The 26,426-nt window shown below is 48.6% G+C and carries 20 protein-coding genes; 4 read left to right on the forward strand and 16 right to left on the reverse strand.

Annotated elements, in window-relative coordinates:
• Nucleotides 1-59: 59 nt before the first annotated feature.
• A complete protein-coding gene (locus ACZ481_RS15810; protein WP_464766314.1) occupies nt 60-1,364 on the reverse strand; it encodes an MFS transporter in 1,305 nt (434 codons plus the stop codon).
• A 472-nt stretch (nt 1,365-1,836) separates the two neighbouring features.
• On the opposite strand from ACZ481_RS15810, the gene ACZ481_RS15815 reads away from it, so the two are divergent.
• The gene (locus ACZ481_RS15815) at nt 1,837-2,769 is read left to right on the forward strand and encodes a LysR family transcriptional regulator (RefSeq protein ID WP_464766315.1); all 933 of its coding nucleotides are present in this window, start codon (nt 1,837-1,839) and stop codon (nt 2,767-2,769) included.
• Between the two features lie 30 nt (nt 2,770-2,799).
• Here the strand turns inward: ACZ481_RS15815 and ACZ481_RS15820 are convergent, their stop codons facing one another.
• From ACZ481_RS15820 to ACZ481_RS15830, 3 genes are all read right to left on the reverse strand, one after another.
• Nucleotides 2,800-3,330: a hypothetical protein gene (locus ACZ481_RS15820; protein ID WP_464766316.1), complete on the reverse strand. Its 531-nt coding sequence runs from the start codon at nt 3,328-3,330 to the stop codon at nt 2,800-2,802.
• 319 nt (nt 3,331-3,649) lie between these two features.
• Entirely contained in the window at nt 3,650-4,834 is a 1,185-nt protein-coding gene (locus tag ACZ481_RS15825; RefSeq protein WP_464766317.1) for an acyl-CoA dehydrogenase family protein, read from the reverse strand.
• Between the two features lie 372 nt (nt 4,835-5,206).
• Nucleotides 5,207-6,121, reverse strand: a complete 915-nt coding sequence (locus tag ACZ481_RS15830; RefSeq protein WP_464766318.1) for a LysR family transcriptional regulator — start codon at nt 6,119-6,121, stop codon at nt 5,207-5,209.
• A gap of 137 nt (nt 6,122-6,258) precedes the next feature.
• Between ACZ481_RS15830 and ACZ481_RS15835 the strand changes: the two genes are divergently transcribed.
• Nucleotides 6,259-7,119: an EamA family transporter gene (locus ACZ481_RS15835; protein WP_464766319.1), complete on the forward strand. Its 861-nt coding sequence runs from the start codon at nt 6,259-6,261 to the stop codon at nt 7,117-7,119.
• A 117-nt stretch (nt 7,120-7,236) separates the two neighbouring features.
• Here ACZ481_RS15835 and ACZ481_RS15840 read toward each other — a convergent pair whose 3' ends face one another.
• The 10 genes from ACZ481_RS15840 to ACZ481_RS15885 form a co-directional block, all read right to left on the reverse strand.
• Nucleotides 7,237-8,367: a [Fe-Fe] hydrogenase large subunit C-terminal domain-containing protein gene (locus ACZ481_RS15840; RefSeq protein ID WP_464766320.1), complete on the reverse strand. Its 1,131-nt coding sequence runs from the start codon at nt 8,365-8,367 to the stop codon at nt 7,237-7,239.
• Nucleotides 8,368-9,086: 719 nt separating this feature from the next.
• The gene (locus tag ACZ481_RS15845) at nt 9,087-9,788 is read right to left on the reverse strand and encodes a response regulator (RefSeq protein WP_464766321.1); all 702 of its coding nucleotides are present in this window, start codon (nt 9,786-9,788) and stop codon (nt 9,087-9,089) included.
• A complete protein-coding gene (locus ACZ481_RS15850; RefSeq protein ID WP_464766322.1) occupies nt 9,775-11,349 on the reverse strand; it encodes an ATP-binding protein in 1,575 nt (524 codons plus the stop codon). Before ACZ481_RS15850 ends, ACZ481_RS15845 begins: the two co-directional genes overlap by 14 nt.
• Before the next feature lie 190 nt (nt 11,350-11,539).
• Nucleotides 11,540-11,830 (reverse strand): hypothetical protein, encoded by a 291-nt coding sequence (locus ACZ481_RS15855; protein WP_464766323.1) that lies wholly within the window; start codon nt 11,828-11,830, stop codon nt 11,540-11,542.
• A 114-nt stretch (nt 11,831-11,944) separates the two neighbouring features.
• Nucleotides 11,945-12,970, reverse strand: coding sequence for a rod shape-determining protein (locus tag ACZ481_RS15860; RefSeq protein WP_464766324.1), 1,026 nt, complete (start codon nt 12,968-12,970; stop codon nt 11,945-11,947).
• Nucleotides 12,963-13,085, reverse strand: coding sequence for a hypothetical protein (locus ACZ481_RS15865; protein WP_464766325.1), 123 nt, complete (start codon nt 13,083-13,085; stop codon nt 12,963-12,965). Before ACZ481_RS15865 ends, ACZ481_RS15860 begins: the two co-directional genes overlap by 8 nt.
• Before the next feature lie 210 nt (nt 13,086-13,295).
• Nucleotides 13,296-15,905, reverse strand: coding sequence for a phosphoenolpyruvate synthase (gene ppsA, locus ACZ481_RS15870; protein WP_464766326.1), 2,610 nt, complete (start codon nt 15,903-15,905; stop codon nt 13,296-13,298).
• Nucleotides 15,906-15,979: 74 nt separating this feature from the next.
• On the reverse strand, nt 15,980-17,221 hold the full coding sequence (locus ACZ481_RS15875) for an HAD-IIA family hydrolase (protein ID WP_464770641.1): 1,242 nt from the start codon (nt 17,219-17,221) through the stop codon (nt 15,980-15,982).
• 337 nt (nt 17,222-17,558) lie between these two features.
• Complete coding sequence (locus tag ACZ481_RS15880; RefSeq protein ID WP_464766327.1) at nt 17,559-18,407, reverse strand: hypothetical protein; 849 nt, start codon at nt 18,405-18,407, stop codon at nt 17,559-17,561.
• A 135-nt stretch (nt 18,408-18,542) separates the two neighbouring features.
• Nucleotides 18,543-19,070 carry a DUF3786 domain-containing protein gene (locus ACZ481_RS15885; RefSeq protein WP_464770642.1) on the reverse strand — a complete coding sequence of 176 codons (528 nt, stop codon included), beginning with the start codon at nt 19,068-19,070 and terminating at the stop codon, nt 18,543-18,545.
• Between ACZ481_RS15885 and ACZ481_RS15890 the strand changes: the two genes are divergently transcribed.
• Complete coding sequence (locus ACZ481_RS15890) at nt 18,960-19,205, forward strand: hypothetical protein (protein ID WP_464770699.1); 246 nt, start codon at nt 18,960-18,962, stop codon at nt 19,203-19,205. The genes ACZ481_RS15885 and ACZ481_RS15890 overlap by 111 nt on opposite strands.
• 402 nt (nt 19,206-19,607) lie before the next feature.
• Nucleotides 19,608-20,120 carry a hypothetical protein gene (locus ACZ481_RS15895; protein WP_464766328.1) on the forward strand — a complete coding sequence of 171 codons (513 nt, stop codon included), beginning with the start codon at nt 19,608-19,610 and terminating at the stop codon, nt 20,118-20,120.
• Nucleotides 20,121-20,241: 121 nt separating this feature from the next.
• Here the strand turns inward: ACZ481_RS15895 and ACZ481_RS15900 are convergent, their stop codons facing one another.
• Together ACZ481_RS15900 and ACZ481_RS15905 are read right to left on the reverse strand one after the other, a co-directional pair.
• Entirely contained in the window at nt 20,242-25,233 is a 4,992-nt protein-coding gene (locus ACZ481_RS15900; protein WP_464766329.1) for a heavy metal translocating P-type ATPase, read from the reverse strand.
• A gap of 142 nt (nt 25,234-25,375) precedes the next feature.
• Entirely contained in the window at nt 25,376-26,164 is a 789-nt protein-coding gene (locus tag ACZ481_RS15905; protein WP_464766330.1) for a hypothetical protein, read from the reverse strand.
• Between the last annotated feature and the right edge of the window lie 262 nt (nt 26,165-26,426).

The raw sequence follows: 26,426 nt of genomic DNA on the forward strand, positions 1-26,426 counted from the left end.
ATATAGAGCGAGAGTATCGCAGCTAGACTGGGACAGACCTGTTCAGCTCTGACAGAGTTTTACGGAAGCTTAGAAGCAGCCGGAGGAACCTCAACCGCGGCTTTGCTTTCGACCGCTTTTACACTGCAGAGGGTCAGGAGAATAATTGCACCGGCTACGGCTACGGCAGCACCAAAAAACAGGGCATAATCATAACTTTTGGTATAATCGATAATAGCCCCGGTCAATATCGGTGCGGTCAAACCGGCGCAGGTGCCGCAGAAGCCATATAAACCAATAATCTTACCTGCATTTTTGGCGGAAAAAATCGGCGGCATTGAGAAAAAAGGAGCCTGGGTTATGGATAAGAAAAATATCGAAATGGTGATAAGCGCGATAGCCCCCTCCGCACTCGCCACGCGGGTCCCCAGTACCAGGAAGATACCGGCTCCGATCAGCCCGACAATGGGGAATAGCTTTCTGCCCATATTATTGCCGAATTTTTTCGCGGCCCGGTCGGCCAGAATTCCGCCAAGCGGGTAGGCAATCATAGCAAACATATAGGGGATCATGGTCATATAACCACTTTTAACCAGGGTAAAGCCACGGCCATTTACAAAATAGGTCGGTAGCCAGGCAAAGAATAAAAAGAAGAGATAGTTGCTGGTAAAGTAGGCCAGGGCGGAGGTCCATACCGATCCATTCCGGAAGACCTCTCCCGGCGTCACGCTGGCCGCTGCCGCCGTTATTTGTCCGGGTCCCTGATCGGCTCTGATATATTCTACTTCTTCCCTGGTTATGGAAGGGTGCAATTCCGGTTTGTTCTTTCCCAGCTGGCTCCATAGCAAAATCCAAATTGGGCCCAAAAAAGCGAAGGCATAAAAAACAGTCTTCCAGTCATAGTGCTGCATAAAGAAAATTGCCAGCGGCATAGTAAGCGTTATCCCCAGAGGCGTACCAATCATAACGATTCCCTGCGCCGTTGCCGATTCCTTTTTGGGAACCCACTGCGCCAGCAAGGAGCCATTGCAAGGCAAAATTACCCCCTGTCCGATGCCCACTACGGCGCGCAGCAGGATCAGCATGCTGATTGTAGCGCCAAAAGGGGTTAGGAAAGTAAATAAAGAGTACAGTAAAATGCCAAATACCATGATTTTTCCGCTGCCAAACCGGTCGGCCAAATAACCGGCAGGCATCATGGTGAGAGCATAACCTATGAAAAATGCGGTCGAGACCAAGCCAAACTGAGTGGCGCTCCAGTTAAAATCCTTCATCATTACCGGCCCGGCAATAGACATACTGGTACGGCAGATATACATAACAGCATAGCTCAGCAACATCAGAGCTACGATCATCCAGCGTTTATTTCCCGTCTTTGCATTCATAATTATCCTCCTTTAACTATAACTTAATAAGCCATGGATTTTTTTATCGAAAATTTTCTTAATGCTGGCTTTAGAAGGTTTCCTCACTCCCTTTTATTAATAATTTATCCGGCTGGTATTTGTCTTTAGGTTTAGTCATGTTCAATGTACTATAGTTAATAATTTACAACAATTAATTAAGTTTAAATATTAAAAATATTGCGAAGATATTTTACATAGTCAACCCTATCCATTAGCAGCACTAAATAACACATTAGAAAACGCAGGTACATATTTGGCGCAATATCGGCATTCATTTACGATCAATTAGCCAAACTTAATAATTATAGATTATAAAATAACAGCAATAAATTTTTATGGTAAACAGTTTTGCATTTACAGAATAGTAACACTATCCTTTTCAAGCAGGACATTGGTTTGTTTTGACAGAATATTCATTTTAAAATATCAACAACGGAAAGGAAGTCTGCCTATGGAAATATATCAGCTTAAATACGTCTTGACGGTAGCCAAGCACCAAAACTTTTCCCGTGCAGCCGCTGAAGTTTGTGTAACGCCTTCGTCTTTATCCCAACAAATAAAAAAACTGGAGGATGAATTAGGTGTCATCTTATTCGGACGAACCACACGCTCGGTTCACTTGACGCCGGCAGGTATTGAATTTGTTGAAAATGCTAAGAAAATCATGCAGAATATTGATGGTATTAATATTGCGATGCAAAAATATGTAATCGGGGAAAGCGGACAAATATTCATTGGCAATACGCCAGCCCTTGGTGCTTATAGTATCACTTCGCTTATTGCCGAGTTCCAGAAAACCTATCCAAAAATATCCCTCGATTTTCACGAGGCGGAATGCTTTGATTTATACCCCTTACTGTATAGCGGCAAAATCGATGTAGCATTTCTTACCGCTTTCAACAAATACAAGCCCGGAAAGATCCCCTTAGAATCATATCCCCTGGTCAATGATGAAATAGTGCTGATCACCAGCACATCCCACCGGTTTGCGGCCAGAGGGACCATTGATTTGCGCGAGGCTGCACAGGAAGTGTTCATTTGCTTTTCCAAGGCCTCCGGCTTGTTTCTGGATACGCTTGAGGCTTGTAAACGGGCTGGATTTGAACCAAGATTCGGCTATAACACGCAATATACCGATACCTGCCTGGGGCTTGTGGCTGAAGGAATGGGCATTGCAATGATTTCCGGGCGAACAATTATGGCTGCGCCCCGAAAAAATATTGCTATTGTCCGCTTTACACCTAAAGCGCTGAGGACTCTTTCGGTGGTTTTCCAAAAAAAAAGACCGTCTCCGGTTCTTTCTAACTTTAAAAACTTTTTTATCCACTGGATTCGGGACTGTCGCCACACGCCCCTTGAACAGCCGGGAAGCTCACTGCCGTAATAAAGAGTTACGTTGGCCGGCAACAGCTTGCTAAAGTTTAAAATAGCCCGCCAACTTTTCCACAGGCACTGCCAGCAGTCCCTTGTTTTTGATATATAGATAAATAATAAAACCTCGCTTGCAGCGAAAAACACATTCTTGGCACATGCTCCTGTCGCAATATACATAGGCGTCCTCGTCGGCTAAAGGGAATACCAGGGGCGGTCGCTTCCTGGCAGTAACATATTTGAGATAACCGCCGGTAAACGTTTTAAGTAAAACCCACTCTGGTTTATCCTCCGGTTGCTCCATTTCCCAGAATACCTGCACCGCACTCTGATTGAACCCACCAACGATTTTATAGTCCACATTAATTTCGGGTGACAGGTCCATTAAATGCAGCGGTTTTAGCCGCTCCATGGACGCGTCACAGCAGGCCGGGGCCTGAGCCGGGGTGTCATAGCTCAGTCCCTGGTACAGTCTGCCGCAATGACTACAGCGGTAGATTACAATCTCAGGACATTCCGGCCAGGGTTTTCTTGCTGCCCTGCTTCTTAGCGGTCCAAATTCCTGCTTTGCCACACTCCAGACCTCCCAATATATTCTTAAATTTAATCGTAGCTTAAGCTCGCCCTATCTTGCAGGGGCATTATTCGCTCTTCCATATCCTGCATAGCCGGGAGGTACACGCGCTTTGGTCTTTACCCAGAACACTTTCCCAGGTTTCACGAAACTTCCTGATAATCTATTTTAATCTGCTACCTAAATAGCGGGAAGCTGGCCGGCTACATTCCGGATTGGGTTAGAACCGGCTTTGAAGCTAAATCCTCTCCGTATTGTATTAAGAGGGTCATCAGCTTAATACTGATGGCCCTCCGGCATGTCCGCAGATTGCTTTGGATTAATCCAGATATTCTAAATGACCGCCGTGTTTAATAGTCTGGCGGGAAATGGTAATGCGCTGTACGGTGGGAGTGCCTTCCTCCAGCCACATGGCGCGTGAGTCGCGGTACAAGCGCTCAGTAGGACCATATTCGCAATCCTCGAAATAACCAATGCCGCCGAAAATCTCCAGCATTTCATCGCCGCACACCTTGGTAACCCAGATGCTGAACAGCTTGCACATAGCCGCTTTTTCCTCAATATATTCCCCTTGGGGATCCTGTTCATAATCCTTCGCAAAATCATACACCATGGTACGTAGGGCATGGATATGGGTAGCCATGTCGGCAATCTTCATTCGGATAGCCTGGCGTTCAATGATGGGCTTGCCAAAGGTAATACGATCATGGGCCCGCTTAAGGGAAATATCTAGCATACGCTGAGCCATGCCCAAATTGCTGGCCGCGATGTGGACACGGGAGACAGACAGCGAGTGAATGGAGATATGAAGACCATCGCCTTCTTTGCCGAGCAGATATTTCTTGCTGACCCTCATGTTGGTAAACTTTAAGCCAGTATGGCCTGAACCGCGGCACCCCATCATATGGGGCATAGGCGTCACTTCGTAGCCTGGGGTGTCGCAAGGCACCATGAAGGTGGAGAGACGGTGATCCTTATCGGCATTAGGATCAGTAAGAACAGTAATATAGGCATAATTGCAGCAGTCAGTATGTGAGATTAAGAATTTTTCCCCGTTAATGATATAATCATCACCGTCTTTTACAGCCGTTGTTTTAATATCGGCGCCCGTGCCGCCTGTTTCCTCGGTGACGGCCCAGCAGGTAAAGACCGATCTGTCCTGAAAACCGGGCATTAACTCAGACTTAAGTTCTTCGCTGCCAAAGTCGTACAAAGGACGCCAGTTGAGATCCATGGCATAGTGCAGATGCATTCGCATGCCGCCGGGACCACGGCTAAATTCCTCTTGCACCTTCAGAATTTCCAGTTCAGAGAGGCCCCACCCGCCATACTCTATTGGCAGCGAGCAACGATACAGGTTATTTTTAATGCCTAGTTGATAAAATTCCTCGGGAAACACATTCGTAACCTCAATGTCTTTTTGCATCTTATCGAATGTGCCTTCTGTCAATTCTCTGATCTGTTTTAGATACGCTTGGAATTCTTGTTCACTCAATTTTCCCACTTTCTTTCCCCCTTTGCTATTATTGCATCACAAATTTAATATACTATAGTTAAATATTCATAACAATTTAATAATTATAAATATAAAATCTATTTTAAAGCAAAACTACATTGTCCATAAATTTGCGGTGGTGCTAATAAATTGCTGCAGAGGAACTACACCAGGTGCGGAAGAAAAGCACAGAAATCCGGCCCGCACTACATGAAAGGCACCGTAATTCGGTGCCTTTCTATTGCCATGTATTTTCCAATTTAGATAGAGTACGCTACCTTGATAATGCTAGTTTCTTACAGTCTACTGCCTGAGGCGGCTTTTCTATCCATGCCTTCTTAATGGCGGGACTGTGGAGCCTGTTACGTATCTTGATCAGAGCTACTGAATTGAAGATATCCTCCAGCCCTGTTTGTCAAGCAGCCCAAGATACCGGTTCAATATTTTCAGGCCCGCGGCCGCTGCCGGCTTAGGGGAAGCATGGGTTATTTTATAATATACCAGGGGTGGCGGTGGATCGGCTAATTGCTGAATAGCGCATTGCCCTAGCTTCATAAATGCGGTTGCTATTGTTTTAGGAGCAATGGCCCACTGCCTAGGGTCTTGCATCATCGGAAATATCATTCCGGTACTATCGATTTTAATACGTGGGGCACAACCAGTCCCCCACCACCGATCATGCCATATTGGATAAGCGTCGCCCCAGCCGGTAGAATGGATATACAGTTCATATTCACCTCTCAATTCTTGCGGATGAACTAGCCTTGTTTCAATATTTTCCGGTGTTAAAGGCCGAACCAGTACCATCTCATCAACATAAAAACTTTCTATTTCTACATTTGGCACAGACAACTCCCTTTTTACAAAAGCTGCATCTATTTCCCGCCGTTCTACACAGTTGTAAAGTTCAGACGAATGCTCAGTCCGCAGCTGAAGCTGCAATTCAGGTATATGCCGGCTTAGCGCCTGAAATACCGGTGGCAAAAGATAGCGGTTAAGGCTCATGGACCCGCCAATGGCAAGCTGCAATGCGGGGCTATGGTTCTGCCAGGCGTCTGTTTCCAGTTTTAATACTCGCCAGCGTTCGGCAATACCGATAAATTCTTTTCCCGCTGTCGTCAAGGCAACAGTATGGGCGCCTTTATTCCGTTCGATAAGCGTTTTTCCCAGAAGCTGCTCCAATGTTTTCAGCCGGTAACTGATCGTGGCTTGCGTCAAATGCAGCGAATCAGCGGCTTTTTTCAGACTCCCGGTTTGCATAATGGCCAGAAAAGCTTCGATTCCCAGGAAGTACACCCCAATCTCACCACCTATAAAAAACTTCTATAAGAAATACAAAAATATCTCGTTTTACAATTCAATATTCTATATCTAAAATTAACATAGAGAGGAAAAATCAGCAATACTTGTCACTACAACAAGGGGGGAATATTTTGACTGGCCTGGCTTTCCTGCTGCTTCTCAGCGCGGCCTTTTTTCATGCCTTCTGGAACTATATAGCCAAAAAGGCTTGTGGCGGCGCCGTTTTTGTCTGGTTGTTCAATGCGGTGGCATCGGTAATTTATATCCCGGTCGTTATCAGCGCAATGTGGACTACAAAATCCCACTTCACCTGGGAATCCGTCTTTTTTATGCTTGGCAGCGCGCTGTTGCATACCGGGTACTTTGTGTTGTTAAATAAAGGCTATGGTGTTGGCGATCTTTCGCTGGTGTATCCTTTGGCTCGCGGCTCGGGTCCCTTACTCTCCACCCTGGCCGCGGTTTTCTTGCTGGGAGAACAGCCTTCCCTGCTTGCAATAATGGGTACGGTGTGTATCGCGGTCGGGGTCTTCCTGCTGTTAGGCAACCCGGCAAAATATGCGGAGGCCAAAGCAGCCCAAGCCATAGTCTTTGCTATTTTAACCGGCTTTTTTATTGCCAGCTATACCCTTTGGGATAAGTATGCCGTCAGCATCCTGGCCATTCCCCCCATACTGATGTACTGGGGCACCACCGTCTGCCAGGCCCTTTTGCTGCTCCCCTATGCCATGAAAAACCGGGAAACGGTAACAGATCAATGGCAAACAAACCGGCCTGCGGTTTTTGGGGTAGCCGTTTTGTGTCCGTTGTCATATATTCTCGTTCTCACAGCTATGGTTTTTACACCGGTAAGCTATGTGGCCCCCGCAAGAGAAGTAAGCATCTTAATCGGCGCGATAATGGGGGCGCGGCTTCTAGCCGAAGGTGACGCTGCACTTCGTATTGCTGCCGCTCTCGTTATTCTGGCCGGGCTGACCTGTCTGGCGCTGGGCTGATTTTGAACTGTGACTAATGCTGCAAATTGGCCTGCGGAGGGTAAAACAATATGGTGGCATTATGGATAGGGGGCATAGCGCTTTTTGCAAAAGCGCTATGCCCCCCTTTTCCAGTATTTAAAATTTGCGGGTAAAGAACTTATTGTCTTCAATCAGGTTTTCCGGGGTATCAAATCCCAGCCTATGCAGCAGTTCGATCACATATGGATTGTCAATCGGAGTGGGATAAAGCGCCTTGTCACCATAGTCGTTAACATGCTTCGTGGCGGTATCCCGGTCAAGAATGGATTTGGGTCCGCCGACACAACCGCCGACACAGCCCATGCCCTCAAAAAAATTGGCGTTGACCTGTCCGGATTTTAATTCGTCGATCATGGCCTTGCAAGCCGGTACACCATCCGCTTGACGCGTTTTTATAGCGATTCTCCGGTTGGGGTTGAGACGTTCAACGGTATTTTTTACAGCTTCGCTGACACCGCCAACCCGGGCGTAAATTCGCCCGGCCCTGGAGGAATTTTCTTTCTCGCTGGCGGCGAACAGGGTCAAATCGACCTTTAAGAGATCGAATAATTCCTTGGTTTCCTGAAAAGTCAGCACATGGTCGATAGCCCCCTGCAGGTCCGGTTCTTTCGCTTCTGCTTTTTTAGCGACACAGGGGCCGATAAACACCGTCAGGGCGTCAGGATGAAGAATTTTCACCGTCCTCCCGGCCGCGATCATCGGGGATACCGTTGCCGGAACGTGAGGCATCAGGTCGCTGTATATTTTGCGAATCATGGCAATCCACATCGGGCAGCAGCAGCTTGTCAACTGGTAGTCAGTTTCTGTATTAATATTGCGGTCAAACTCAAGCGCCTCTTTGAGCGTCAGGATATCGGCAAACACGGCAACCTCAACCATGCCGTCGAAGCCCATCTGTTTAAAAGCATTGCGCAGCATGCCCGGCGTGACTTCATCGCTGAATTGACCAAGAAAAGCGGGAGCAATCAGCGCATACGCCAGCTTCTCTTTACTATGCAGCGATTCCATACAGGCCTGCCCATCTTTGGAGATTTTAATGCCCGCTTCCGCCGCTTTGGTCAGACAGGTTGCCAAGTTCCAGTATACCGGATGAATTTCGGGGTTGAACAGACAATTCAATTGGCTTTTATCAAAGTCTTCAAACAGATCGCTGGCAGGTGCGCCACTTGAATTGTCCGGCGCCGAAGCAGCTTGTATTCTCCTGTGCAGGTCTTTAAATGTTTCCATGTGTAACGGCTCCTTCCGCAACTTTTCGATTTCGTTTTATAGTATGTTTAGAGAAGTAAATCCTGTATACATGCAGAAGTATCACTGCGGCGCCACTTCCATGCTCTTCTTAACTTCCACTCGCCTAACCTAACCTCCTGCTCCGCCTCAGCCGCTTTAGCAATCTTGTGTTTTACCATAGATTTCCAAAGACCTGCAGCCGCGCGATTTTGTTTTTTCCAGCCTGACTGCCACTCATTTAGAGCCTGTTGCTTTTGCTCCCCACTGACGCTAAAGAGCGGTCAAATAAACGCAGCGGCTTTATGACGGCAGCTTTCTGCAGGGCGTCACCTTCCCGGTATAGCGGCTGTAGACCGCCGGCTATTCCTTATCTGGACAGGAGTTCGATAACGGCATCTAAAAAGATCTCCTTCACCTACCAGAAAAGGAGCTATTTCAAAATGCAATAATTCTTATCCAGCAATTGGGTTGATAGCCTTATTGGACAAAGGCCTTGTGGGGGGCGGTAAAGACAGCATTTTTTTTGTGTTCATAGTATTCTCCATATACTATCCCAGTATCCTGAATTACCATTTTTAGCCAAACAAAGCAGAATTCCTTATGATTATTAACCACTGTTGCAATGATAAAACGGCAGCCGGCTCAAAATGACTTCGTCGTATACGGATATGGCCCGGGGGAACGCATTGTATTGATGGTTCCGCTTTGCGGAAACGAGTTCACTCATCAGCAAGCCGGTAACCGACCCCTATCTCGGTCAGGATATACCGTGGTTTTGCCGGATTTTTCTCGATTTTCCGTCTGAGTCCGGCCATGAGGGCCCGCAGGGCCTGCGTATCACTGCCATAGCCCACGCCCCATATTGCCTTCAGAATTTGCTTTGTTGTCAGCACTTTGCCAATATTTTTAAAAAACAGCGTCAGCAGGTTATATTCCATAGGCGTAACATGAGTTTCTCTGCCCTCGACATAGAGCAAGCGTTTGTCAAGGTCCATTTGCAGTCCGCCTACCTTGAGGATACTTTGCACCTTGTGACCGCTATTTTGCTTATATAAATACCGCAGCACAACACGGATCCGGGCAAACAGCTCGGTTGCGGAAAAAGGCTTGGTCAAATAATCGTCGGCTCCCAGATCCAGCGCAGCCACCTTCTCCTTGTCCTGATCGCGGGCGGAAATAACGATAATCGGCATTTCCGACCATTCGCGCACTTTCCTGATGATCTCCATGCCGTCAATATCCGGCAGTCCCAGATCAAGCAGCATCAGGTCGATTGGTTCTGAGACAAGTATGCTTAATGCACTCTCACCGTTGCCGGCCGCAATGTGCCTGAAACCTTCGGCCTGCAGCAGGTAGCAGATATAATTTCGTATCTGCCTGTCGTCCTCAACCGCCAGGACATAGGTGTTATACGGATTCATGGTCATTCACCTCCAGCGGGAGCGTGAAGACAAGCTCTGCTCCCTGGCCATTCGTGCAGTTGCGGGCCGTTATGGTCCCGCCATGGGCCTTCACCACCGCATCGCATATGGGCAGTCCCAGCCCGATGCCGGGCTGCGCATCGGCATGCTTGACCCGCGATGTGTAAAACATCTGAAAGATATGGGGCAGCTCAGAGGCCGCAATTCCCTCACCGCTGTCGCGCACCGAAAAAACAGCATAACCCTCCCCGGCGTCCTTAGTCGCCGAAACACTGATGCCATTGTGACGTGCCGTGTGCTTGACGGCATTATCCAAAAGATTGATAAGCACCTGCCTGATTAGTTTTGCGTCCATTGGCACAAGCAACAATTCCTCAGGGACATGAACCGCTATTTCATACTCTGGATAATGCCGGGAAATATGGCGGATCGCGGCACCTACGACCTCTTCGGCGGCTTCCTCCTGTTTGGTGATCACCAATCTTCCATCCTGCAAGCGGGTCAGGCTCAAAATATTCTCAACCAGAGAATGAAGCCAGTTGGCATCTTTATGAATGCCCGCCAGCAGAGGGTAGCGCCGGTCGTCCTTCACCGTCATACTCAGCAGCATTTCCGACGTGCCGATGATGCCGGCAAGAGGGGTGCGCAGATCATGAGAAATTGATCGCAGCAGATTGCCGCGAAAGCGCTCTTGGGCAATTTCTTCATTAAATTTTATCCGCTGCTGTGTGGCCCGAAAGCGGTCCATTGCCAAGGCCGTGCTTTCGATCATGGCGTACAGCATTCGGGTTTGTGATTCGTTCATGGTCTTGGCGGCGGCTTGGGGAACCCGGATAATCCCGAGCGTTGTTTCCCGCCCATAGATTGGCCAGTCATAAAACTCCGGACCGATATCATAGTCGGTTTTCAATCCCACAATCCGCTGCAACAGGACGTCCACATCCTCTATTTCCCGGCGAATCTGCGTTTGGGCAGAAATCTGCTGGATAAAAGTCTTCTCCGGCTTTCCATTCGCATCAAACCAAAGGCACCCTACATTACTGGTTAGCATTTTGCTGATAGCGCTTGTTGCAATCCTCGCAATATCATGAATATCTGCTGCATCGGTAAGATGGTTTGTCAATGTATACAAAATCTTGGTGTTGCTTTCTTTTTCACAGGCTTCTGCGGCATTTTGTTTGGCATGGGTGGTGAGGGTACTCGTAACCAGCGCCGCAATGGTCATGATAATAAAAGTAATAACATATCTGTGGGCATGTACTGAAAAATTGAAAAAAGGATCGACAAATAAGAAGTTAAAGAAAAATGACGCCAGTAAGGAAGCCAGGATACCGAAAACATAGCCATCGGTAAAGCGTGCTGTTAACAAAACGGCTAAAAGGTATACAATAGCGATATTGGTTTCCAGTAATCCCACCGCACGAAAAAAATACCCGATAGCGGAAGCGGCGGTTATCAAACCAATCATAATGCCTGCCCGATAGACGACCGCTCCCATGCTGACCTCTTGTTTTGCTGTCTTTATTGATTTTGCAATGCTTTTAGCAATGGTCTTCATCATGGCTTAGGCCCTTTCTGTTTATTCCCAAGGCAACAAAAAAGCCGTCCCACCAGACGGCGGCAAAGACGCTGCCAGATCAGTCCATAAGCATAAGCAATAAAAAACACCATCCTGATTTTTCTGTTTCTTTTTAGTATACCAATAGACAGGCGAAAGCACAATCCTTGACCAGGGCGCGTAGCCGGCCCCCTTAGCTCCTGTACGGCCAATCAGCCTGAACGGAGGTCAGGATAGCCTCAAGCTGCTCTGTCCGTTCTTGCGCCGGCAGATAAGGGACTTCGCTCACTTTGGAGATCCCCTTCACCTGCTGCAATGCCATCATGATCTGCGGCTTTTGCTCCTCAAAAGCAAGCTGGCATTCGAGATAAAGTGCCCCCTTAGCCACTTCGGCAAATACTATTTCGCATTCCTTGTTTGCCAGAACCAGTGAAATATCCAGCAGCAACCCTGGTCTGTTTGCACACGGCATACATAAGCGCACAAAACCCCCTCCTCTCTTGCAATTTTCTCAGCGCTGGTCAGCAATAACCGGAAGGCTTAACAACAGCATAATCCAGGGCCCCTTTCATAAAACCGGAAAATACTTTCCAGATATTTATGGGGAGTGCGTCATCATGCGCAGTATTTTGAGGTTGTCCAATATTTTTCCGGTGCCACGGGCCACACAAGTAAGGGGATCCTCGGCGGTACACACCGTAATGCCGGTTTCTTTTACCAGCAGCACATCCAGCCCCCGCAGCAAAGCGCCGCCGCCGGTCAGGACCATGCCGCGGTCTATAATATCAGCGACCAGCTCAGGCGGTGTACGTTCCAGCGTACTTTTTACCACTTCAACAATGGCAGCGACCGGCTCAGTCAAAGCAAGGCGCACCTCCTGCTCGGACAGGACCAGTGCCTTGGGCAGCCCGCTCAGCATATTGAGCCCACGAATCTCCAGTTGTGCTTCAGCCGCCGGCATGGCGACGGTGGAGCCAATAGCCATCTTGACAGCCTCCGCTGTTCGTTCCCCGATAATCAGGCTGTGTGTTCTTTTTACGTATTGGCTGATCGCTTCGTCCATTTCCGCGCCGCCGATACGAACAGCCTGACTCCTGACAATCCCGCCCAGTGAAATGACCGCCACCTCGGTTGTTCCACCGCCAATATCAACCACGATATTGCCTGTAGGTTCCTCCACAGGCAAGCCTGCACCAATAGCCGCTGCCATAGCCTCCTCAACCAGATATACTTCCTGGGCTCCGGCCTGTGTGGCCGCCGAAACCACTGCCCTTCTCTCCACCTCGGTATTAATCGAAGGAACGCCGATAACCACCCGCGGCTTTCTATAAAAACGGGCGGAAACAGCTTTGCGCATAAAATACTGCAACATTTGCTGAGTAATGTCAAGATCAGCTATAACCCCGTTTTTCAGCGGCCGGACGGCCACGATGTTCCCCGGGGTCCGGCCCAGCATGGCCCTGGCTTCCGTTCCTACGGCCAGCACCTCGCGGGTCTGTTGCAGCACCGCCACTACCGAAGGTTCCTGCAGAACAAGCCCCTGCTCTTTGTCATAGATCAGCGTGTTGGCGGTCCCCAAATCGATTCCCAGTGCACAGCCTGATGCCCGAAACAGCTTAAACATCAACAGTCACCGCCCCGGCAATCTGCCTGACTGTCTCATTGAAGCCGGAAAACCGCCGGCATGGTTGCCCTGGTTCCAATGCCCCCCAGGGTAAATAAACCAACCTATTTATCATGTTATTATATTCTCCCTAAAATTCCTATTCAGTCGTATTAGCTGCTGCACCCTTATCGTTAAATGATTGATTCAGTAACAATCATCATAACAAAAATGCTGTGAGTATGGTGTGAGAAAGCAGGCACCGGTGTGAGCACGGTGTGAGAACTTGACCGCCCGGAAGGAATTCCGGTCCGGGGGGAGACTGAACAGAAAATGCTTCCCCTCTTTATAGGATTTCCACATACCCTTCTGTTCCCTGCACGCGAATTCGTTGTCCGTCTTTTATCAGTTTGGTAGCATTCTCCACCCCGACAACCGCCGGCAAGCCATATTCACGGGCAATAACCGCCCCATGGGTCATCAGCCCGCCGACTTCGGTGACCAGGCCTTTTATGGATACAAACAAGGGGGTCCAGCTAGGGTCGGTAAAGGCGGTGACTAATATATCTCCCGCTTCCAGAGCAGCGTCTTCCATGTTTAAGATGACACGTGCCCGTCCCTCTATCACGCCGGCGGAAACAGCCAGACCGGCAATAGCTTCGGCGGGGAGATTTTTCCGTTTGTACTCACCGGCGAGAGTTTCACCGTCTGACGTGATCACACGGGGGGGAGTTAGTTTCTCGTATAATTTGTATTCGTCTTTTCGGTTGCTGATGATCCGGTAATCCAGTTTTTTTGTGCGTACGATTTCGCGCAGTTCTGCAAAAGCGAGATAGTAGATATCTTCTTTTGCCTGGATTACGCCCGCTTGTACAAGTTGTTCGGCCTCTTGCAGTAAAGCCTGCTTATAAACGAAGTAGCGATTAATCATGCTGTATTTGGGATATTCACGATAGCCGATGAAATTCCGGATTAGGTCGATCATGCGTTTTGTTTCCTGGGCTTTTTGGTCACTATCCGGCAATCGCTTTAATCGTTCTAATAACTCTTGTTCTTTTTGCCAAGCCGCCTGTCGACCCTGCTCAAATTTCCGCTGGCTGGCATTAGGCGCAAAGTTTCTGATGTTACTGAGAATCATAGGGACAAGGGTACTTGGTTTTTCGCTCCAGCGAGGTTTAGTAATATCGATTTCTCCAGCACACCGCATGCCGTATTTGTTGAGATAAGCACAGATAGCGTCCCGGATTTCCTGTCCACCAGCCAACGTAACCATTTTCGCCAAGAAGTTATCGTCCTTTACTTGTTGTAAATAATCAATTACTTCCGGATAAGGGCGAATCACATCGGCGACATTGAGCAGCGCCAGCCCCATTTCCGAAGTGATATTGTTGGGTACAGATTGAGAAAGCGTGTCTGCTGCGTTTTTTTCACCTAACCACTCTTCCATTTTTTCATTGATCCAGGCGGAAGCATCCATCGCAGCCATAATCACACCCAAACTTTGTGGATCAAATAAGATCTTCTGTAATTGCGGGATATCTTCCAGAATAAATTCAAATAAATCCTCTCCTGCTTGCGTTTGGATGTTTTGTTTTAATTTTTCTATCGATGTTTGACTACGTTTAATCAAATCAGAAACGATTGTCGGATCGTTTTCGATTTGTGTGCGAAAACCCGCAGGCGACAGGACTGTATTGCTTTTACCGGGACTCGGTTCCTCATTTGGTGACGATTTTATAAAATCTTTTCGCTCTAGGATGGTCATAAGTGCGTCTTTTATGAGCGGATCGGATTGACCAAAGGTATCTAGTATTGTTTTTCGGCTGATAGGAGAAGCCAAACTATGTGTGACATCAACAAACAACCTGCCACCAGCTTTACACATGGGCGCAGGGGTCGTTAACAGAAAAAAAGACAATCCCAGTGGTTTCATGGGATCGGTCATCATTTGTTGATGACCGACAGACACGTAAACGTGATGCTCTTCATCATTCGCTGCCGGGATGGGGTATAAAGCAGTAATTGGACGACTCTGGACAATATAAAATGTATCATCCGCCATACACCATTCGATATCCTGGGGGCAGCCGAAATGTTCTTCGCTTTTTCTGCCTATGCGCTCAAGCTGCAAAATCTGCTCATCTGTCAGCGCCTGCCTATTCTGCCACGGCGAGGGAATGTCCCGCTGTTTCGTACCGCCATCGTCTACGGGATAGATGGCCAGTTTTTTGACAGCAACCTGCCTTTTGACGATCCGCCCGGCCCGAACTTTGTAAAGGTCGGCGTTAACCAGCCCCGATACCAACGCTTCTCCCAGCCCGAAAGCAGCGTCGATGGAAATCAGCTTGCGATTGCCGGTCACCGGATCAGCGGTAAACATAATGCCGGATACTTCAGGAAAAACCATCTGCTGCACGACTACCGACAGCAGCACCTGGCGATGATCGAAGCTATTTTTCGCCCGGTAGGCTATAGCGCGGTCGGTAAATAGTGACGCCCAGCATTTACGAATATGAAAGAGCAGTTCACCTTCTCCCTTAATGTTCAGATAGGTATCCTGCTGCCCGGCAAAGGACGCTCCCGGCAGGTCTTCCGCCGTCGCGCTGGAGCGGACGGCATAGGCATGTTGACTGCCGGTTTTCCGCCAGGCCTGGAGGATTTCCTGCTCAATAGGGAAAGGAATATCGAGATTTTCAAGATAGGTCCTTATACATTGCCCCACTGCCTTGATAGTTTTCAGTGAGTCAGCATCTATAGCCTGCAAAGATTCCAGCAGTCTGGCAAACTCTTCGCTTCTGTTCACGAAATCGGTATAAGCCCGGGTGGTAACGCAAAAGCCTGCTGGCACGTTAATCCCGGGTATATGGCACAATTCACCAAGGTTTGCCCCTTTGCCGCCGGCCAGGGGAAGACTTGACTTATTCATCTCCGGGAAATAAAGCACATATTGATTCACGCTAATATTCCTTTCTTAAGAAAGTGGACTACAATTATAATATCCCCAAACTCCTCTAACCAATGCTACTCCCGCTATCTGATCCAGGCCCGCTCTCTCTCCGCCAGCGCATCGGCCAGCCAGCGGGGATGCATAGTCATAAGGTGTAAGGGTAAGTCGTCAATATTGAAAAAACCAGCTTCGCTTATTTCCTTCTGATCCACCTGCAAAACTCCCTCTTTTATTCGACAGAAAAAAGACAGGGTAATAAAATGAGTAACTTTGCCCGATGGGTAACGAAATACTTGGGTAACAGGATCTGAATATACACCTACCAACTTCTCAACGCTTACAGTTAGTCCTGTTTCTTCATAAATTTCCCGGCAAACAGCATGAGTAACGGTTTCAGCTCTTTCCACATGACCTGACGGCAGCCCCCATAATCCATTGTCCACTCGTTTGACGAGAAGAATCTGATCTCGCTCGTTAAAAACAACACCTGCTACCCCCGGCGCTAGCGTATCCGGCCAGGGAAAAGCTGCATACTCTTGCCCGGCCGAATAATTTCCGGGGCGGAATAAATCCAGTAAGCTGCCGATTGTGGCCTCCGGATTGGGATAACCTCTATAGGCAGTATTAACAGCCTGTTCCCCTTTCACTAATATTGAATCAAGCCCACATTGACGGGCTCCCATAATATCGGTCTCCGGACTGTCGCCAATCATAACCACTCGTGCTTGCGTAGTATATTGCGCCAGGGCAAGTTGAAACATGGTTGCGTATGGTTTACCAATGAAAATAGGACACTGTCCGCTTACGGCTTGTACAGCCTGTACAATAGACCCTGTCGCTACACAGCGTCCCTGTTTCCCAGGAAATGATAAATCTGGGTTAGTGGCAATAAACCGCGCACCCTTTTGAATGTAATTGACTGCTTGTTGTATTTCGTAAAAAACAGCAGCGTCGCTATATCCAATTACAACGGCCTGGCAATCCTCTCCGCAAGCAGCAACTCTTATCCCGTGCTGGGAAATTTCCGTTTTCAGACTTTCCGTACCAACCACATAAGCACAATTTATTCTGTGCCGGCCAAGATACCATGCCGCAGCCCAGCCGGACGTTACGCACTCTGTTAAACTGGCAGTTATGCCTAAACAAGTCAACTTTTCGCACAGTTCCTGGCGCGAGATCCGGGGATCATTAGTAAGAAAGCAGATTTTTTTGTTCATGCTCCGCAATGTATCCATTGCCGCTTTACTGCCTGGCAGCAGTTGATTTCCGCAATAAATAACCCCGTCCAGATCCAGCAAGAATACATCGTATTTTTCTGCCAACATCAATAGTAACGCCTCCTTTTACTAAAAAAAGCCCAAGAAGGATATCTCGGCGTACGCAAAGTACGCCAAGCTATCCCCCTCGGGCTTTTTATGCCAATAGGTGCTTCTGTCCGGTTGGGACAGAACTGTAGCGCTCGGTCACGGCCCCTTTAGTCCAGGCGGAACCCTAGCTACCTATTCCCAGCTTATTGATTGTATCATACCATAGTAAAACTAAAATGTCATTTTCGAGTTTCACAACAGGTCAGCCAGTATCCACCACGTACCATTTATCAAACAAAATGATCAATTCGGCTGACGCTAAGTCCGCAATGGACCGGGCTTTGAGAGTGTTTTTCTATTTAGGAAAGATGTAGTCTAATTTAGCTATACGAAAAAGACACATTACAATAGGCACCACAATTATCGGCACTAAGATAAGCTGCCACGCCGAAATAGCGTCAACCTGGGGAACAAAGATATGATATTCTCCTATAATCCAGTATATAAAAGTCAAAAATGCAACACCAAGCAACCGATAATGCAGCGGCAGCTTCAGACCTATTAATAATGTAATAATCACGCTAGTGATCAAAAGATAGAGATAAAAAAATCCCTGATGAAATTTTTCGGGATCCCCTGCCCAAGAAACTTGAAATCTAAATAAATGCCCCCCTTTGTTTGCTAAGAAAATGCTGGCATTATGGATGGAGGCATAGGTTAGATAAATGACAGCAAGCCTAAAAACTGAACAGTGCCTCTTTTCCTGAAGCCCTGACCAAATTCGCCTGCTTATTCCATAGAGAATGATAAGCCCGATGCCGGTATAAGCTGACTTCCACCACAAATGCTGATAAATGCCGAGTGCCACGAAGTACCAGTCGATACCAACGAAGATAACAGCAATACCTGCGATATATTCCCAGGTAAGTGAAAACGCATTTATGGCTACCGCAGAAGCCGGTACAATGAGGGAGTTAGATACGTATGATCCCAAATAGTTATCCAGCCTCAGGTCCGCCAGAATACCGGGCAAGTAGCGATATGCATGCAATAAGATCAATACTATGATCTCGAAGGGATGAATTATGCCGGCAATGGTTAGGTGCAACACCAGTAGCTTCCAATCTTTTCTATGTATTAGTGAAGCAGTCAGCAGCACCAAGGCGATAACGACTAATCCATAGTACCAATAAGCGGATGGCATAACTTTCTCCTATCTTAAAGAAAATACACTCCGCTTAGTATTCCCGGGTTATCATAAATCAGTCAAAACAACTGTCTTGTCTAAAGCAAGGGTAAAAAGCCTTTATGCAGATGACGCACGAACTTTTAGAGCTTGTTAGTTTGGCACCCTGTCCACACCGGAATTTAGCGCCGCTAATTTAATCAGTTTGTTGGCAAGATAGCTGCCGACGCCGATAACACTCTCAATGTGGAGGAAATGTTCGATAGATAGATCAAATAAAATAGTGCCGTTGGCCGGAACTTCTTCGTCCCCCTCCCAGATAATCACACAAAGCGGAATCTTGGGGAATACCTGGAAAACAGCTGAGGTAGTGCCGAAACTGGCCGGCTGGCCATCGATCTGTTTGGCACATTCTAAGAGGCGTGCCGACTGGTGGCCAAACGCTTTAATAAGACCACGGATGGAATCTTTATAGAAGGCAGGATAGAACAGCATACCGCCGCCAGGTATTTCCTTAAGGCTGACCCACTTGAGAACAGGTTCTTTCCTGGATGTAAAAAACGTAAGATAATGCAGTATGAGCATACGCGCACCGATGCCGGGAACCAAGCCATCTGCCGCATTATAGATGGTTTGCTTGCTGCAGTCAGCGATGAACTTTTCATTAAAAAACGGGACTATAAACTGCTGCTTGTCGCTAAGGTAAGTTACCTGCATGGCATCGGCAATATTCGCGGGATCTTTGAGTTTAAGATCCCGCCACCCTTTATCAATGGCGATACGGTAATTAGTCTTTTCCAGATAAATTCCTCCTAATACTTAATTGAATTATAGTGCCAACTGCGCACTGTAAGTCCACTAGGCTTCAAGATCGCATCGTAAAACTGGCTAAGCGCTCGAGACGCCCGCCGTAAAATCGATAATGTTCTTTCATGGTATATGCCGCCTTTATGTGTATATACACATTTATTATTTTAAATATACTACTGTAATTTATGCTATGTCAAGTCTCTGGAATAATATTACCTTGCCTTTGCCGCTTCCCCTCGGCCGACTATTCTGCCGGAGAAAGGCTACTGCTGCGTATACCGTATTGCTAGTAATCCAAAATTTGCAGCCGACATGCCAGTCATAACTGCACCGTAAATCACTACTATTTACAATACATAAACACCCTCATAGCGGGAAATTTTAAATATAGCAAAGGAGGTTTTATGGATGAATATTTTTCACATAGGTTCACGCATGCTTAGCCGCAGTTCTCCGGTGCTGCTGGCAGCAACGGGAGCGGCCGTGGTGCTTGCCTTCCCGCCTGTCCGCCGTGGGTTACGCTCCGCTGCCGTCCTAGCCACCAAAGGCGCATTAATGGTCAGCGATAAAGTTAAAGATGCAGCTGCCAAGATGAGGGAAAACGCAGAAAGCATTATGCAAGAGGCTAGAGAGAAGGAAGATTGCAATGATCCCTGTCCCGCCGTTAAAGCGGTGGGCACCTCTGTAAAAAACAAAAGCCGCAAAATGGCAGTATCCACTACCGCCGGCCTGCTGGCCTTAAAAGAGCAGGCAAAGTCCGCCCGTGAAGAATGGAATAGTATTGTCAATGAGGCTAAGGAGCTTAGGACAGCACCCTTTGTCGACAACAAAGCACAACCGCCAGAGCTGAACAGCGAGAAGAAAACCGGTTCTTTTTCTAACGGATTAGAGGGAGAAATCCCGGATATTGGCCCCAGTTAACGCGAAAAAGGCGTTCCGTTGCCAGAAAAACCTGCACCCATACCGGCCCCTCCGAAATAAGTTTCGGAGGGTTTTCGTTATGAGTATCGGTGCCGCAGGCAGTATCTGCGGCAGCTTTAATCTATGCCGGAAGAATGCACCGCCGTTCCAATATGCCCTCAATACCAAAATCAACCAGAGAAGTGACACCCGCTAAAAGAGCGGCTACCATCCAATCTATGCCGGTCAGACTAACCGTACCAAAAATCCGCTGCAGCACGGGAACATGAATAATACCGGCCACCATCCCCATAGAAAGCGCAACCGCGCCAATTAGCCAAGGATTGCTAAAGAGGCCCACTTGACCGGATTCCTTCTCCAGGCGGCAGTCAAAAATATGAATAAACTGACTGATGACAAGCTGCGCAATTACAATGGTCCGCGCCCAAATAAGATCACCGGTCCGTGCCAGTTTCCAGGCGAAAAGCGCTGCGCTGGTCAGACCAATAACCAAGCCGCGGGTAATTACCTTTCGCCCCAAGCCGCCGGAGAAAACACTTTTGTCGGCCGTCTTAGGGAGTTTATTCATTATATTCTTCGCCGGTGGATCATTCACAAGCGCAATGGCGGGAAAACCATCGCCAATCAGATTAATCCACAACAGTTGAAGCGGGATGAGCGGCAGCGGCAGTCCGACAATTGCGGCCAGCAGCATAAGAACTACTTCCCCAATATTGGTTGCAACCAGATAACGGATAGCCTTACGGATATTGGCATAAATCGAACGTCCTTCTTCCATTGCCCTCACGATAGTAGCAAAATTGTCATCCGCCAATATCATGCTGGCGGCCTGCTTGGTTACATCTGTGCCCATAATCCCCATGGCAATACCGATATCCGCTGCTTTCACCGCCGGGGCATCGTTGACGCCGTCGCCGGTCATTGCAACAATGTAGCCCTTTTGCTTTAACGCTTTGACGATACGAAGCTTCTGCTGTGGAGAGGTGCGGGCATAAACATTCGTGGCAACCACGATATTCTCCAGTTCCGTATCAGACATATTCTCCAGCTCACTGCCAAGAACAATACGCCCATCGCTGCACACCAGTCCAAGCTCACAGGCAATAGCCTTGGCTGTCAGAGGGTGATCGCCGGTAATCATGACAACCTTAACCCCGGCAGCCTTGCATTTTGCAATTGCTGCCGGCACTTCCGGCCGCGGTGGATCGATCATGCCAACTAAGCCGCAGAAAACCAGCCCTGTTTCGATGTCGCAACTTTCTGCCGCCTCGGAGAAATGAGATAACTCACAATATGCGCTTGCCAGTACGCGCAACGCTCGTCCGGCCATCTCTGCATTCACCTGCTCGATTTTTTCCCTGACTGCATCATCAAGTAAAAGTACCTGACCGGCCCTTACATAATGGGTACAAGCTGCCAGAATTTTATCGGCAGCGCCTTTGCAATATACTGACTTTGTCTTCTTGTCCTTGTGCTCGTATACCACTGACATCATGCGCCGCTCTGATTCAAACGGGAACTCTTTTATGCGCTGGTAGGTTTCTGCTAACAGGCTTTGAGTGAGACCGGCCTTGGCAGCAGCAACAACAATAGCCGCCTCAGTTGGATCGCCGTCAATTCCCCAGCAAACTGTAGCCTCTTTATGTATAGGTACTACCTTGCCCTGCGCGGCCCGGGTTTCGACCAGCCTGGCATTGCTGCAAAGTGAACCGCTGCTAAGGGTCAGCATTAATTCATTACAGTGCAGCGGATTCATCGTTTCTCCCTGTAAGCGAAATTCTCCCTGTGGTGCATAGCCTTCACCTGTTACCTGCCAGCTGCAGTCTCCGGTATAGATTTCCCGTACCGTCATCTTGTTTTGGGTCAGCGTCCCCGTCTTATCAGAGCAAATCACGGTAGTACAGCCTAGTGTTTCAATAGCCGACAACTTACGGACTATGATATTGCGCTTGCTCATGCGCTGAACTCCCATCGCCAAAGCGATGATGACAATAGCGGTTAGCCCTTCCGGAATGGCCGCCACTGCCAGACTTGCGGCAGTTTGCAGCATGTTCAGTATCCGTTCTCCTCTTAATAGACCTATGAAAAATACCAGGCCCGATACCCCAAGGCAGCCGTACACAAGATACTTGCCAACTTCCTCCAGCCGCCGCTGCAGCGGTGTTACCTCTTCTTCATGGCTTTGAATAAGGGCCGCTATTTTTCCCATTTCCGTAGCCATGCCTGTGGCAACCACAACCGCACTCGCCCGGCCGCGGGTCACACAGGTGCCCATGAATACCATGTTGCGCCTATCAGCCAGCGGATATTCCGCCGGACAAGTCATATTAGCCTCTTTACGAACTGGCAGCGGTTCACCTGTCAGTGCGGACTCTTCCACTTCAAAATGTGAGGTAGCTAGCAAGCGTACATCTGCCGGTATACGGTCTCCGGCTTCAAGTAAAATTACATCTCCCGGCACCAGGCTTTCCGCAGCAAGCCTTACCGTACGCCCCCCTCTGATCACGCGGGCCTGAGGAGCCGCCAGCTTCCTGAGGGCCTCTAAAGAACTGCCCGCCTTCTTTTCCTGCACTACGCCAAGGAAGGCATTAGCCGCCACAATGCCAACAGTCAGCAGCGCATCCTTGGCCTTGCCCAGGGCGAAGGAAAGGCCCGCAGCGCCAAGCAGTACCTGCACCATAAAGTCTTTAAACTGGTCACCGAGCAACTTCCAAAACGAAGGCCGCTCCGCCTCCTGCAGTGTATTGGGGCCATATTGGCCAAAACGCAGCTGGGCGTCGCGGCCAGACAAACCAAAATTAGGCGATGTTTCCAACACACCACACACCTCTGCCCAGGGTGTGGCATGCCAGGGCGAAGAGTCTGCAGGCTTCAGCGCCACCTTATCAGGTACCGCTGTAGCAGCCGCGACTTTACTGCCTGTTGCCGCAAATTGCTGCAGGTCAATCGGTGGGCGCTTTTTCTTTCGCGAAGACAACAACCGGCCCGAGTTAAGAATAACGGCCAATGTGCTAAGATTCAGCAAAAGCCCTGCTGTCACGGGAGATATAAAGCGGGCTGCGGCCAGCGCCATACCCGCCACATTACAACCAACTGAAAGCACTATGTTTTGCCTGACTACCTCGTTGGCATGACGGCTGAGGCGAATGGTTTCGGCCACTTTGCGGGGGTCGTCACAAGCAAGTACAACATCAGCCGTCCGGATAGCCCGCTCCGTACCGCCTAAACCCATAGCAATACCAACATCGCTTGCCGCCAGCGCCGGTGAATCATTAATTCCGTCCCCCACCATTACAATCTTTTTACCTTCATGCCGGAGCCGCTCCACCAGCTTCAGCTTATCCTCGGGCACCATCGAATCCCAGTGCGCTTGCAGGCCAAGTTCAGCTGCAACATGCTCTGCCGGATAAGTCGTATCACCGGTAACAACGCCAATATCCTGTATCCCCAGTGAGCGAAGCTCGTGAATACCGGCGTAGCTCTGAGACTTGATGCTGTCGTGCACGCCGATGAGACCAACCAGCCGTCTGTCTACCGCAACATAGATACTGCTATCACCCAAAAGCTCAATTCTTTTGGCTTTGGTTGTGGCCCGGAAAATCGGGACCTTTTCCTGTTCCATTAGCAGCCGATTGCCTACCAATATCTTTTTGTTATCGACGGTTGCTTTTACGCCATACCCTGCAATCGAACGGCCTTCGGCAGGCAAAATAGGCAGATCCCGGCTACGCGCCTCATTAACCAGCATTCTGGCCAGAGGGTGGCTGGTAGACCTTTCGGCCGAGGCGGCAAGACTAAGTATGGCAGACTCATCAAAACCGGGAACAAGGGTACTCACGGCGGAGATTGTTGGCGACGAGGTTGTTAATGTTCCTGTTTTATCAAACAAAACGGTATCCGCTTGACCGGCCCTCTCAAGTGCCTCAAGATCCCGCACAAAGATTCCCCTGCCGGCAGCTTCGGCGGCTGCAGTCCCCAGCGCTGCACTGCGAGCCAGTGAAATTGCCGCCGGACAGCCTGCCAGGAGTATCGCCAGACTACGCACGCAGTCACGGGTAAGGAAAAAGACCCCGCCGGCGATAACAATTGCCCACCACATTAACTTTCCCGTATATATGTCGGCAGGCGAATCCTTTAGCTGCCGTGCTTGCGCTTGGCTGATCAGGCGGCCAATCTGTGCTACCGAAGCAGCATCGCCTACCTTATCTGCCCGCACCTTGATCGCTCCTGCCTGAACTTGCGCTCCCGCATAGACGGTGTCCCCGCTCACCTTTAGCTGCGGCTGATGATCTCCCGCGATAGCCGCCTGACTGACTGCCGCTTTACCAACAACAATCGTCCCGTCTACCGGGATACTTTCCCCTGGATGTACGACAACAATATCACCTGCTTTTAATTCATTGCCTTGCACTAATTCTTTCTGCTGATTTGACCAGCGCCAAGCTGTTTGTTGTTTGCTGTCTAAAAGCTTCTGGACGCCGCGCTGCGAGCGGATTTGCATCATTAAACGAAACAGGTTGGTAATGTGTACAATCCACAATACCGACAAACCCGTAATGCTTTCTTTCATTGCTAATAAAGCCAAGGTTGCCAAAAACAAAGCCAGATCATGATTTACCTGCTTTTTCTTAGCCAGCGTCTTGATTCCGTTGCGTAAAATCGGGTATCCTGAAATAATGGTAATGAGTGCCGCGAGGTTAAATACATGCGGTGAAGCGGACAAGGGCGAGCGGCCTACGAGAGCACGCTTAGCCACTAATCCGGCTAGTACGCCGCCTGTGGCCAGCGTGTACAGGGCATGCGCCTTTGTTTCTCGTACAGTTCCCGCCGCAGAAACTATTACTGGCTTACGATTGCTTTGCCGGGGGTATTCTTCCCTAACCGCTGCGATTAGTTTTTGCAGCTCAGCCAAACCGATAGCTGACGAATCAAAGTGGACTAAAGCACGGCCGGTCAGCGGATTGGCAGTCACCAGCCGTATTCCTTCTTTCTTCAGCAGTTCGCTGCATAGATACCGGGAAAAATCGGAATTACGCTTTAGTCCCGGTATGACGATGCGCAACCGGCCTGGCAAGAAGCGATATTCATCTGTTACTACTATTTCTGCTGCCAATAGATAACTGCCTCCTCCGCTCAATGCTGAAAAAAGTGAAAGCAAGGATTTCTCCTTGCTGCTTATTACGTTCGTAAGAATATAAATATTATCCCCATTCTTATCCGCTTCATACAAAAAAAGCCATGCATTGCTTTCGCAATTACATGACTTTCGGCACTAAATATAATCGCCTATGCGGCACCGCTACATTTAGCTGATACAGCACGCAGGCAATCTGCTTTGTACAACGCCGCGACAATTGATAATACACATTGGTGAGCATACTGTCTATACACTTTTCAATATTGGCTAGACACCGTTGCCGCTCGTCCGCAGGCTGGCAGCCGGTTGCTTTCAATACAACTGCTGCCATATTGAACTGTTTCAGTGTCTTTTTTATCAGCCAGTGCGGACTCATTTCATCCAAGCTTGTTTCACATGCATGTTGAACTGCCTTATATACTGCTTCCGCTATCGCTACCGTGGTTTTATATTGTCCTATCATCCCCATCGAACTGAGGGGAGTATAGGCCGCAATGTCGGCTGTACTCAATAATGCTTTTGTTACCGGTTCAACGGGGATGTTCCAGGTCTTACTAATCTGGAGGCCTGCCTTTTCCAGGATATTATTAATCGTTTGCTGGTTAATGATTCTCCTGCCGATCGCTTCGGTACGATAAGCTTCTTTTTCCGTCATTAGGTCAATAGCTAAGGACTTGACTTGCTTGCGGGCCTTCGCTAACGACGAGGCTAACAAATTTTGAATTAGTAGTTGGCACTCCGCCACCGCTGCCTGCAGTTCACGTTCCTCCTGCCGTCGCTTTGCTTCCAAATACATAAGCTGCAGTTGGCATCGACTGGCGAATATCTTTTCGGCAAAGGAAAGTTGATGACGCAGCCTCTGGCAGCGTACCGCTGGAGTTTCCGGTTTTATAAGCGCCAAACTCATAAAGCCCACCTAGCCTTTCCTGTCATTACTTCTTAATTATAGTGTAACTATATTGGGCATTTATTGAGTTAATTCAGTATTAATTCTATGTTAAGTTTTTTGCCGGCAAGCCTGGTTTCCCTGAGTATGCAACACAATTTTTCACCGCGTTGGAACGATATGCCCAGCAGTGGTCTGAGCGGTGCCGGGAAATGGCTCTTCTTTCCGCCCTCTTTGTTAAAAATTTGTTAATTATTGGTTAATTTTGGTTAGAGGTTCTTGC

The organism is Sporomusa intestinalis, assembly GCF_055383785.1.